The 11,819-nt window shown below is 52.1% G+C and carries 11 protein-coding genes; 8 read left to right on the top strand and 3 right to left on the bottom strand.

Annotation, left to right across the window (positions count from 1 at the left end; genetic code table 11):
- Positions 1-11: 11 nt before the first annotated feature.
- Positions 12-401 carry a hypothetical protein gene (locus D4L85_RS08920; RefSeq protein ID WP_119753996.1) on the bottom strand — a complete coding sequence of 130 codons (390 nt, stop codon included), beginning with the start codon at positions 399-401 and terminating at the stop codon, positions 12-14.
- Positions 402-562: 161 nt separating this feature from the next.
- Between D4L85_RS08920 and D4L85_RS08915 the strand changes: the two genes are divergently transcribed.
- The 4 genes from D4L85_RS08915 to D4L85_RS08900 all read left to right on the top strand — a co-directional run bounded on the left by D4L85_RS08915 (position 563) and on the right by D4L85_RS08900 (position 5,246).
- A complete protein-coding gene (locus tag D4L85_RS08915; RefSeq protein WP_119753995.1) occupies positions 563-904 on the top strand; it encodes a tRNA-binding protein in 342 nt (113 codons plus the stop codon).
- Positions 905-907: 3 nt separating this feature from the next.
- Positions 908-3,343, top strand: coding sequence for a bifunctional UDP-N-acetylmuramoyl-tripeptide:D-alanyl-D-alanine ligase/alanine racemase (locus D4L85_RS08910; RefSeq protein ID WP_119753994.1), 2,436 nt, complete (start codon positions 908-910; stop codon positions 3,341-3,343).
- Positions 3,344-3,616: 273 nt separating this feature from the next.
- Positions 3,617-4,423 carry an SDR family oxidoreductase gene (locus D4L85_RS08905; RefSeq protein WP_119753993.1) on the top strand — a complete coding sequence of 269 codons (807 nt, stop codon included), beginning with the start codon at positions 3,617-3,619 and terminating at the stop codon, positions 4,421-4,423.
- Between the two features lie 19 nt (positions 4,424-4,442).
- The gene (locus D4L85_RS08900) at positions 4,443-5,246 is read left to right on the top strand and encodes a helix-turn-helix domain-containing protein (RefSeq protein ID WP_119753992.1); all 804 of its coding nucleotides are present in this window, start codon (positions 4,443-4,445) and stop codon (positions 5,244-5,246) included.
- Between the two features lie 33 nt (positions 5,247-5,279).
- On the opposite strand, the gene D4L85_RS34385 is transcribed toward D4L85_RS08900, so the two are convergent.
- On the bottom strand, positions 5,280-5,453 hold the full coding sequence (locus tag D4L85_RS34385; RefSeq protein WP_160143620.1) for a hypothetical protein: 174 nt from the start codon (positions 5,451-5,453) through the stop codon (positions 5,280-5,282).
- Positions 5,454-5,672: 219 nt separating this feature from the next.
- Between D4L85_RS34385 and D4L85_RS08895 the strand changes: the two genes are divergently transcribed.
- Genes D4L85_RS08895 through D4L85_RS08880 form a run of 4 tightly spaced genes read left to right on the top strand, consistent with a single transcriptional unit; the run spans position 5,673 to position 10,376 of the window.
- Complete coding sequence (locus tag D4L85_RS08895) at positions 5,673-5,906, top strand: FeoA family protein (protein WP_119753991.1); 234 nt, start codon at positions 5,673-5,675, stop codon at positions 5,904-5,906.
- Positions 5,906-8,026, top strand: coding sequence for a ferrous iron transport protein B (feoB, locus tag D4L85_RS08890; RefSeq protein WP_119753990.1), 2,121 nt, complete (start codon positions 5,906-5,908; stop codon positions 8,024-8,026). The genes D4L85_RS08895 and feoB overlap by 1 nt, the downstream gene beginning before the upstream one ends.
- Positions 8,027-8,064: 38 nt before the next feature.
- On the top strand, positions 8,065-8,448 hold the full coding sequence (locus D4L85_RS08885; RefSeq protein ID WP_119753989.1) for a tellurite resistance TerB family protein: 384 nt from the start codon (positions 8,065-8,067) through the stop codon (positions 8,446-8,448).
- Complete coding sequence (locus tag D4L85_RS08880; protein ID WP_119753988.1) at positions 8,445-10,376, top strand: peptidylprolyl isomerase; 1,932 nt, start codon at positions 8,445-8,447, stop codon at positions 10,374-10,376. The genes D4L85_RS08885 and D4L85_RS08880 overlap by 4 nt, the downstream gene beginning before the upstream one ends.
- Positions 10,377-10,438: 62 nt before the next feature.
- Here the strand turns inward: D4L85_RS08880 and D4L85_RS08875 are convergent, their stop codons facing one another.
- Positions 10,439-11,809 carry an enolase C-terminal domain-like protein gene (locus D4L85_RS08875; RefSeq protein WP_119753987.1) on the bottom strand — a complete coding sequence of 457 codons (1,371 nt, stop codon included), beginning with the start codon at positions 11,807-11,809 and terminating at the stop codon, positions 10,439-10,441.
- Between the last annotated feature and the right edge of the window lie 10 nt (positions 11,810-11,819).

The following is an 11,819-nucleotide window of genomic DNA, read 5'->3' as shown; positions in this document are numbered from 1 at the left end:
AGCAAAAAACCTCAGTCTACTATATCCTGAAGTTTATATTTCTCAAAAAGATAATAGAGGAAATTGAAGGAGAGCACTGAGTCGTCGCTGTGGGAAGAAGGCTTATTGGCGTTTTTTCCGCTTTCTGACGCATTCTTGACGGTGCGATGCGCGTTATTGCGGTTGGCTAACGAGTCTTTTACGGCCGGTGTCTGGAGTTTGTGGATGGCTTGGGGTTCCATCTCGCTGGAGGAGGAAGAGTAGATGACCTTGTCTCTTTCTTTTTCGGCAGCTTCTGCGTCGTAGGTGCCGGCGTCCAGGGCGGGGAAGGTGTTATCTTGGGCGTGCGCCGTATTCGTACCCAGTAGGGATACCAGGCTTAGGCTTATCGCAAACAAGATATAATGAAGTTTTATCTTCATGGTTTTGCAAAACTAATGCAGGAACACCAGAATTTAATTTTTTGTTTCTGAAAAGTACAAAATTAAACGGTCATTCCCAGTTCTTTGGTATTGCAACAGTATGGAATTTGGCTTGATGTAAGCAATTTTATGTTTTTGTACACTTTTTAACCCCTAAACGCATGCTTTCACCAACCATACAGTGGGATGATTTTACGAAGGTAGACCTGCGCGCCGGCACCATTGTGAAGGCCGAACCCTTCCCCGAGGCCAAAAAACCTGCTATCAAACTGTGGGTTGACCTGGGCGAGCTGGGTATAAAAAAATCCAGCGCCCAAATCGCGAAGCATTATTCGCCCGAGACGCTCGTGGGAAGGCAGGTAATATGTGTAGTTAATTTTGCACCGCGCCAAATTGCCACCTTCGTTTCTGAGGTGTTGGTGACGGGTTTTCCCGACGAGGAGAATTTTGTGGTGCTGAGTAGTATCGATAAAAAAGTGCCCAACGGGGCGCGCCTTTTCTGATCCATGATCCGCTTTTCACAGCTTGAATCCATTACCGGGGGGAAGAACATTCTATTTTCTTCCGATGCGCCCGTCGCCACCATCAGCCTCGACAGCCGCAAGGCCTCGGCCGCCGAGGGCACGATTTTTTTTGCCATCCGCGGCGAGCGTCACGACGGTCATGACTATTTGCAGAACCTTTATGCACAAGGCATCCGCCAGTTTGTGGTGGAGCGGCCGCTGTCGTCGCCGGAGGTCTTTCGAGAGGCCAATGTCATTTTGGTGGATTCGGCCATCACCGCCCTGCAGCGGTTGGCGGCGTTTCACCGCAGCACATTTTCCACACCGGTGGTTGGCATAACCGGCAGCAACGGCAAGACCATTATTAAAGAATGGTTGTTCCAGATGTTGTCGAAAGACCGCGTGGTGGTTAAAAACCCCGGTAGCTATAATTCGCAGATAGGTGTGCCGTTGTCGGTTTGGCAGATGCAGGCGCATCATCAACTGGGGATTTTTGAGGCGGGGATTTCGCGCCCGGGCGAAATGGAAAAAATTGCCCAGGTGATGCAGCCCACCATCGGGATCTTCACCAACATTGGCTCGGCGCACGACGAAGGGTTTAAAGACCGGGAGGAAAAAATCCGGGAGAAATTGAGGTTGTTCGACCATGCCCAAACCGTCATTTATTGCCGCGATCACAAGACCCTGCACGACATTTTTTTAAGACGCGGCCTGCCTTCATTCACCTGGGGCGCGTCGCCGGAGTCCGACCTGCAGGTCACCCCCCACGACAATGCCTGGGCCATCCGTTATAAGCAACAGACCGAGATCCTCCGGCTTCCCTTCACCGACACGGCGTCGGTCGAAAATTGCCTGCATTGTGTGGCCTTGCTGTTGACGATGGGCTATTCCTTTTCTTTTATCCGCGAAAGCGTGCAAAGCCTGCGCGGCGTGCCCATGCGCATGGAGTTGAAAGAAGGTATTTATCAAAGTCAAATCATAGACGACACCTACAACAACGACCTGGGTGGCCTGGAGATCGCGCTGCAATTTCTGGCGCATCAGCACCAGAAAAAAAAGAAACGCGTCATCCTTTCCGACATTCTGGAATCGGGATTGGAAGATGAGGCGCTGGTGAAGAAGATCGCCGGCTTGCTGACCAAAAATGGGTCTCCCGCTTTTGTGGGTGTGGGGCCTGTGCTGAGTCGCTATAAAAACGTGTTTCCCGCGGGATCATTATTCTATGCTTCGACGGAAGATTTTTTGGCGCAATTCGATTTTGATTTGCTCCAGCAGGAAGTGGTGCTGGTGAAAGGGGCGCGCGTTTTTGCTTTTGAAAAAATTGTGGGGCGTTTGCAACGTCAGGTGCACGGCACGGTGATGGAAGTGGACCTGAATGCGTTGGTGCACAATTTCAATTATTTCAAATCCACTTTGCGGCCTTCAACCAAGATCATGGTGATGGTGAAAGCGTTCGCCTATGGCAGCGGGAGCACCGAGATCGCCAATTTACTACAGTACCACCAGGCCGACTATCTCGGCGTGGCCTACGCCGACGAAGGCGTGGCCTTGCGAAAGAACAACATCACCCTGCCCATCATGGTGATGAATCCCTCCGAAGAAAGTTTTGACATTTTGTTCAGCCAGAACCTGGAGCCGGAGATCTATAGCTTCAAGATCTTTCATGCCTTGTTAAATTATCTGCAGGGCAAACCCTGCAAGATCCATTTGAAACTGGACACGGGAATGCACCGCCTGGGTTTTGAATCCGCGCATTTGAGCGAGGTCATCGCTTTGTTGCTGGCCAACCCGCAAATTCGCGTCGCCTCCATTTTTAGTCATCTGGCCGGCGCCGACGAAGCCACACACGATGACTTTTCAAGAGCGCAAGGCAAGACTTTTGAGACGTGGGCAAATCAAATTTCGAAGGCCCTGGGCTACCGGCCGCTCTATCACATTTTGAATTCGCCCGGCATTCTTCGCCTGCCCGAGTTGCAATTCGACATGGTGCGGCTAGGCATTGGGTTGTATGGCGTGGATCCGACCAGCGAAGTGCATCCCCTAAAACCCGTGGCCACCTTAAAGACCATCATCTCCCAAATAAAAAAGATCCACAAAGGCGAAAGCATTGGCTACGGAAGGCGTAGTGTGGCCGAAAAAGACCTCACCATCGGCACCATCGCCATTGGCTATGCCGACGGATTTAGCCGCGCCTTTAGCCGTGGCGCGGGGCGTGTGCTTGTGCATGGCGCACCCGCCAAAGTGATTGGCAATGTGTGCATGGACATGACCATGGTGGACATCACCGGCATCGATGCGCGCGAAGGCGACGAGGTGATCGTGTTTGGAAAGGAACTGCCCATCCAGGAGGTGGCGGCTTCTATCAACACCATATCTTATGAGATCTTAACCAGCACCAGCGAGCGGGTGAAGCGGGTGTTTGTGTCGGAAGGAATTTAATTTCTTTGTGGCAAGTCCGTCGATCCTGGGAAGTTTGCGAATCAACATAAGGGCGGATTTTTTCCTTTGAAACCTCGGGCAAACGTGTTCGAGGTTTTTGCTTTTAGATCCCTCCGAAAAAATTACAAAAGCCCAGGGCGAATCCTCGTTTGAGCCAATCATGAAAGCACTTTGAGCTTCTCACGAAAACAGCTGTGTGATCTTCCGGCCTACCTTTACATCACTTTGCGCAGAGAGATCATTCCTTAACGACATTCATTCAAAATCAAAAAAATGAAAACAATATTTATTACGGGGGCCTCCAGCGGCCTCGGAAGGGCAGCGGTTAAACTGTTCTCAACAAACGGCTGGAAAGTTATTGCCACGATGCGTGCACCAGAAAAAGAGATCGAACTTAAACAACTGAACCATGTAACGCTCTTACCCTTGGATGTTACCAACACCACACAAATCGAAGCGACGGTGGCGACAGCACTTTCGTTGGGAGATATCGATGTGGTTTTTAACAATGCCGGATATGGTTTGATGGGGCCGCTGGAGGGAACTTCAGAAGATCAGATCGCGCGGCAACTCAACACCAACCTACTGGGCGTTATCCGGGTCACCAAGCAGTTCATCCCCTATTTTCGCGAAAAGCGAAAAGGCATGTTCATTACCACTACATCTATCGGTGGTCTGATCACGGTTCCCTTTTCCTCTCTCTATCACGCAACAAAATGGGCTTTGGAAGGCTTCAGCGAAAGCCTGGCGTTCGAGCTTGAGCCATTTGGGGTTAGCGTGAAGACTGTCGCTCCCGGTGGCATTGAAACCGATTTCGCGGGAAGATCCATGGACGTAGGCTCGCACGACGCCTACAACGAACCCATTGCACACATGATGAAGGTTTTAATGGGCCCGGAATCCATGTTCAAATTTTCCACGGCCGACGCCATCGCCAGCGTCGTTTATGAAGCAGCCACCGACGGCAAGAATCAAGTTCGATACATTGCCGGACCCGACGCCAACGTCATGTACGCACAACGCCATGCACAAGGCAGCGAAACTTTCCGGCAGGGCGTGGCAACGCTATTGTTGGGTTAGTTATAAATACCTTTGCAAAATGGAATTGGAGGGAAAAGACATTGGCGGCATCATCTACTCTGTTTACGACAACGAGAACAGGGCGGGCGAACATTTGATCAAGGCACATCACTTAGCCCTTATCATTTCCGGAAGCCTCAGCATTATTGACGGCGACAAAATCCATACGTTTAAAGCAGGTGATATCGGGTTGTTGCGAAAAAATCATTTGGCCAAATTTATCAAACAACCTCCACCGGGAGGTCAATTCATTGCCGTCACAGTCCTCCTCGACAAAGAGACCTTGTTAAATGCAAAAGGACAGCAACCCGTGGGCTATGCCAACACGCCACACGATGCTGTCCTTTCTATTGGTCCGGATGCTTTGTTGACGAACTACTTCCATGCCTTGATTCCCTATTTTAACGAACGCGTGGATAGCGACCTGGTGCAATACAAAAAGCAGGAAGCCGTCATGCTGTTGTTACGAAAACATCCGGAACTACGAAGCGTGCTGTTTGATTTTGGCGAGCCTGGGAAAATCGATTTGGAGGCTTTTATGAATCGAAACTTCAGGTACAATGTGACTCTGGATGAGATGGCTTTTTTGACGGGCCGGAGTTTGGCAACGTTTAAACGCGACTTTAAAAAAATTTTCAATTGCCCTCCTAACCGGTGGATCCAACAGCAGCGGCTTAAACAGGCGCATTATCTGATCAGCAGAAATAAGGTGAAGCCTTCGGAGGCGTATCTGGAGGTGGGGTTTGAGAGCTTGTCGCACTTTTCATACGCGTTCAAGCAATTTTTTGGGGTGACGCCGTCGTCGCTTGCCGGGGTTGGATGAGAACGCCTGCCGTTGGAAAGTCAGGGCTAGCCATTAGCCGCAGCCGAGGTTCTTTTTGAGATCGCGTTTGGGGAGACCTCCAAAATCAAATGGATCTTCGGCTTCCTCAGGCCCTTTGTCCTTAGAAATTTCTTCTCCTGGTTTAGGCTGAGGCTTTGTTTCCGGCTTTTCTTTGGGAGGCTTCGGATCGGTGTTTGGGGTTTCCATTTTGATTCGGGATGGACGTTTTCTGGTCTAACACAAAATTACGGCGAATCGCTCTCCGAAAATCGGGATTAATGGATCGCTGGTCGCTGTTCCTTGCTTATTTGAAAATACCCACTGGAAAGAAGCCTTTCCGCAGGTTTTAATCTGTCATAAATCATTGTTTGAGAGGGGAACCGCCTTTATATTTGCCTTGTTTAAATTTAATCTAAATAAGAGGAAATGGCCGGCGGTTCAAAAAATGTGGCAGAAATGCATCCGGGTGAGGTGGGCATTGTTTCTGGTTTTACGGATGACCATCTGTCGGTGAAGCTCATGGAAATGGGATGTCTTCCCGGCGCTGCCGTTCGCTTTAATTTTACGGCCCCGTTTGGCGACCCGGTGTGCATCAGCGTTTCGGGCTATGAACTTTCCCTACGGCTGGAAGAAGCCGCCACGATCTCAATTCTCGATTAATGACCTCTTCGCGGAAGCCTAAGATTGCCTTAGTGGGCAACCCGAACTCGGGGAAATCTTCGCTTTTCAATCACCTCACCGGCCTTAACCAAAAGATCGGCAATTTCCCGGGTGTGACCGTCGAAAAACGGACCGGCCATTCGCAGCTTCCCGACGGCACCACAGCCGATATCATCGATCTTCCCGGCATCTATAGCATTTATCCGCGCAGCCTCGACGAACAAATTGTGGCCGAGGTGCTGCTGGACCATCATTCTCCTTCTGCTCCCGACAAAATTGTTGTCATCGTAGACGGCACCAACCTGAAGCGCGGGTTCCTGTTGCTCACGCAGATCATCGACATGGGCCTTCCCACGATTTTGGCGTTGAACATGATGGACCTGGCCGCCAAGGCGGGCATCAGCTACGATTTCAATGCCCTGTCAAAAAAAATAGGCGTGCCGGTGGTGGCCATCAACGCCCGCAAAGGCGTTGGCCTTGACGAGCTGAAAAAGCTGATGGTAAAGCCGCTGACGCCAACCGAGAAGCCTGTCTTTTCCATTTGGCCGGAAGCCGAAAGTGCCGTGAAAGAACTTCGCGCCACGTTGAATGTCGACAACGACTATGAAGCGTACCAATTCCTAGAACAACCAAATTCGCTGAAGTTTTTAGGAGCGGCAGGCCAGGGGACAGTCACGAACATCAGAAATAAATATTCCTTTTTCCCGGGCAAATTTCAAGGCGCAGAAACCATTCAGCGGTATAGCTTCATCCAGGATCTGCTCAATGACGTTACCCTGAAGGCATCGGATCATTCGTGGAAAAAGAATTCTTCGCGTCTCGACCGGATTGTCACGCATAAGGTGTGGGGATATCTCATTTTCTTCGCCCTGCTCTTTCTTATCTTTCAATCCATTTTTGCCTGGGCGCAGGTGCCGATGGACCTCATCGACTTGGGCTTTGCCAAGCTCAGTTCTTTTTTGGGCTCCGTGCTTCCCGCAGGACCGCTCAGCAGTTTGGTAGCCGAAGGGTTGATCCCCGGCATTGGCGGCATCATGATCTTCATTCCGCAGATCGCCATCCTGTTTGCTTTCATTTCTGTGCTGGAAGAATCCGGCTACATGGCGCGCGTTGTCTTCCTCATGGACAAAGTGATGCGCAAGTTCGGGCTCAACGGCAAGAGCGTTGTTCCGCTCATGTCGGGTGTGGCCTGTGCGATTCCTGCCATCATGGCTACACGCACGATCGAGAACTGGAAGGAACGCACCATCACCATTTTTGTGACACCGCTCATGAGCTGCTCGGCGCGCTTGCCGGTGTTCACGATCCTCGTAGCCCTCATTGTGCCCGACGAAAAGGCCTGGGGCTTTTTCAATCTGCAAGGCCTGGCCTTGATGGGCTTGTATTTGCTGGGATTTGTCGCGGCCCTCACTTCTGCTTATGTGATGAAGCTCTTGATCCGCGTAAAAGAACGCAGCTATCTCATCATGGAACTCCCCACCTATCGCATCCCCAAGTGGTCGAACGTGGGCTATACGATCCTGGAGAAAACAAAGGCGTTCGTGTTGGAGGCCGGGAAAGTGATCATGGCCATTTCCGTTATTCTGTGGGTGCTGGCCAGCTACGGTCCCGGCGATGCCATGAGCAAGGCGCGGGAAAATGTACTCGAGGAATCAAAAAATCTACGGCTTACCGAGCAGGGTTTGGAAGACCGTGTGGCGGCCTACAAGCTTGAGCATTCTTATGCCGGTGTTATCGGTAAGGGTATTGAGCCGATCATCCGGCCGCTGGGCTATGATTGGAAGATCGGCATCGCACTCATCACTTCTTTTGCCGCACGCGAAGTATTTGTGGGCACGATGGCCACGATTTACAGTATCGGCAGCGTGAACGAGGATGACGCGGCCACCATAAAAGACCGCATGAAAGAAGAAGTGAATCCCGAAACCGGAGGACCGCGTTTCACACCGGCTACGGGATTTTCACTACTGGTTTTCTATACATTCGCCATGCAATGCATGAGCACCATCGCCGTGGTGTACCGCGAAACCAAAGGATGGAAGTGGCCCCTCATTCAACTGGCCTATATGACCACGTTGGCCTACGTTTCGGCTTTCGCCGTATTTCATCTCCTGTCATGATATAGGTTAGAATTCCTATCTTTAGGAATCCTTAACCCATGAATCGAAACTACCAACTGGGATTGCTGCACCTGGTGCACTTGCTGATCGGAGCCGACGGCATTATCGACATTCGCGAACTGGAAGCCTTGTGTAAGATCACGGCCGACGAAAAGATCACCGACGAGGTGCTCCGTTATTTTGACGAAACCAAGTCAAACAAATCCGAAAAAGAGATCTACGACAGTGGCCTGGAGCATCTTCAGCGTTGCTCCGACCAGGAGAAGCTGAAGATCTTCGCCCTCCTCTATTGTCTGTCGGAGATCGATGGACGCGTTCACGTAAAAGAAATACGGCTGTTATTGTATTCCATCAACTCCGCGGGTATCGGTTTCAACGATGTGGTGAACTACGCCAAAATGAATCCCAGTGCACTCTCATGAAGTGTTCTTCTTTTCTTAGCAAGACCATCGCCGCCGTGGTCATTGGGGCCGGTGTCATGTCCTGCGGCAAGCCTTCCGTTTCCGGCGTGAATAAATTTGCCGATACGGTCTTCATACAGATCGCCCAATTCCAGGACCAGCGACTTTCGGACAGCCTCTACCCATTTTTGGATCACGAAAATCCAAACTACCGGAGGGACGCCGCGCTCGCTTTTGCGTCCATTCAGGATTCGCTAGCGGTGGAACGACTTTCCAAACTTTTGTTGAATGATGGCGAGAAAGACGTACGCCGCGCAGCCGCCTTTGCCATTGGGCAGACGGCGTGTGCGCAAAGTGCGCGCATATTGGCACAAGCTTTTGACCGGGAGAAAGATCCGAAAGTCCTTTCTACCATTCTAGAAGGGTATGGAAAAACAACAAAACACTGGAACCTCGCCAACATCCCTACCGACGCCACGCTCAGCGAAGGACTGGGCTGGTCTTTTTACAGGGCCGGCGTGAACGGCGCTGCCGACAGTGCGGTGAATCAGAAAGCTATCCATTTACTCAACCCCGTTTTCCCTGACTCGACCCGCCTGGCAGCCGCTCATTTTTTTGGGAGGGCCGCAAAGCAATTTGATCCGCTCAGCGATAGCATTTTCGCAGCTACCCAGCACGACGCCCTTGTCAACGTGCGCATGGCCACAACGTTAGCGCTGCGAAGAATATCAAAAGATTCGGCGCGCATCATCGCACAACATATCCTACAAACCGATGAGGATTATCGCGTGCGCGCAAATGCCACCCGGGCACTCCAGGCAAAGCCTTTCGAAACCGCAAAATCAGCACTGATCGACGCCCTCCACGACAAAAATGCACAAGTTTGTATTGCAGCATCCGAAGCCATCAAAGGCTGGATTTCGGAAGCACCGTGGAAAGAAATCGCCGCCGAAGCACGGAGCAGCACGAACTGGCGGGTGCAGGCCAATCTATATGAAACAGCACTCGGTGCATCACGGGGCGATGCGGGGCTTGCCCGGGAAATTGAAAAAGCATACACATCAGCCACCAACGTCTATCAAAAATCAGCATTGTTGGGCAGCCTTCAACACGCGCCTGCCAGTCGCGATTTCATCGCTGAAAAAATATCCCTGAAAAATCCACCGGTCATTCGCAGTGCTGCAGCGACAGCGTTGGTGGCTATGAACTTTCAAAAGCGATACGATCCGACAGTGGCGGAGGCCTTTGCATCGATCTATGCAACGGGCATCCGCACCGGCGACCCCGCCGTGATCGGAATTTTTTCGCAGGCCTTGGCCGATACCTTGCTGGGATTTAAACACGCCATCCGCGATCTCACCTTTTTATACGAAGCAAAAAAGAAACTTTCGTTGCCAAAAGACTACGAAAATCTGCAACCCCTCGAGGCAGCGATCGCCTATTTCGAAGGCAGACCAAATGCAGCCCCTGCTAAAAATCCCTTCAATCACCCGATAGACTGGGCGTTGGTGAAGGGCATTCCGCGCGATCAAAAAGCGGTTATAAAAACCACGCGCGGCGATATCACCATCCGTTTTTTTGTGGAAGAAGCGCCGGGTTCGGTTTCCAATTTTATCAGCCTGGCGCAACAAAAATATTTCGACCACAAATTCTTCCACCGCGTGGTGCCTAATTTCGTGGCGCAGGCGGGTTGTCCGCGCGGCGATGGTTACGGCGGCGAGGACTACTCCATCCGCTCGGAGTTTTCAGAGCGACGCTACACCACGGGCAGCGTCGGCATGGCTTCTGCGGGCAAGGACACGGAAGGCGTTCAATGGTTCATCACGCACTCGCCCACTCCACACCTCGATGGAAAGTATTCCGTTTTTGCGGAAGTGGTGAGTGGGATGGATGTGGTGCATCGGATGGAGGTTGGGGATGAGATCTTGAGTGTTGAGCTTATTCGATAAAATCAAAGTTTGAACCGCCTCACCTTTGCTAAGGCTTCGGCAAGTAAGAAAGGTGTTTCTTCTCATGGGCGGATTACAGTTCCGTCTTTGCGGCGTGTAGTGCCCCAGCTGTAGTCGAAGTTTGGTCCTTCGGGGAAGGGAAACTTTGCGGCGAGTTTTTCATCGCAGTCAATGCCCAATCCCGGGGCTTCCTGGGCGAACATGTAGCCGTCTTTTACGTCCGGGCAGCCGGAGAATACTTCGCGGGTTTCGGGTGGGAAGACGTAGCCTTCGTGGATGCCACAATTGTAGCTTGTTAGTTCCAGTGCCAACTGGGCGGCGTGGGCCACGGGTGAAGCATCGCCCGGGCCGTGCCAGGCGGTGCGCACGCCAAAGAACTCGCTTAGCGCTTGCACTTTTCGAGCGGGGCTCAATCCACCGATCTGCGAAATGTGTATTCTGATGAAGTCGATGAGGCGGTCTTTGATGAGCGGCACGTATTCGTGCTGCGTGTTGAACAGTTCTCCCATGGCGAGGGGCACGCTGGTTTGCTGCCGCAGCAGGCGGAAGTGCTCGTTGTCTTCGGGTGCAAAGGGGTCTTCGATAAAGAACGGACGATACTCTTCCAGTGCTTTACAGAGGGTGATGGCCTGCGGCAACGAGATGCGCTCGTGCACGTCGTGCAGCAATTCCAACTCTTCTCCGAATTTTGCCCGGATCGCTTCAAACATCTTCGGCACCGAGCGGGCGTACAGGGCGGGATCAAAAATAACTTTTGGATCGGTTGGCCCGGCCTGCTGTGGGGGTACGTTCAGGGAACTGGCGGGTGTGCCCGAAGGGCCCTTGGCGCCATAGTTGGCGTTGCCTTTTTGGCCCAGTTGTATGCGCACGTAGCGGTAGCCTTTTTCTGTGGCAGCCTGCACGGCGTTCTCTAACTCGGAAAGTTCGGTGCCTTGGGCATGATAATATAGATCCACTCCCTTGCGCACCTTGCCGCCCAACAGTTGATACACCGGCATATTGGCGCGCTTGCCTTTGATGTCCCACAGGGCGATGTCCACGCCGCTCATGGCATTGAACAGCACGGGGCCGTTGCGCCAGTAGGAGCTTACATAAGAGGATTGCCAGATGTCTTCGATCTCGTCTACGTTGCGGCCGAGAAGGAAGGGCTTCAGATATTTTTCGATGGCGGTTTGCACCACGTAGGCGCGTTGGGTGAAGGTGGCACAACCCAGGCCATACAAGCCTGGCTCGCTGGTCATGATCTTTACCACGACGAGGCGGATGCCGTTGGGGGCGGTGAGTATGGTCTTGACGTCGGTGATCTTGAGGGGTGGCAATCCCGCCGGGGATTTTGGTTTTTCGTGCGCGGCGGCCAGCTGTGGCGACAGGGACAAGAGACTGCCCGCGGTGGCGCCGGCAAATAATTTTTTCAGGCTTAGTCTGCGGTTCATGGCTGTGGGG

Origin of the sequence: Chryseolinea soli (assembly GCF_003589925.1) — a bacterium.
Taxonomy (GTDB): Bacteria; Bacteroidota; Bacteroidia; order Cytophagales; family Cyclobacteriaceae; genus Chryseolinea; species Chryseolinea soli.
This window is presented reverse-complemented; position numbering and strand designations above follow the sequence as displayed.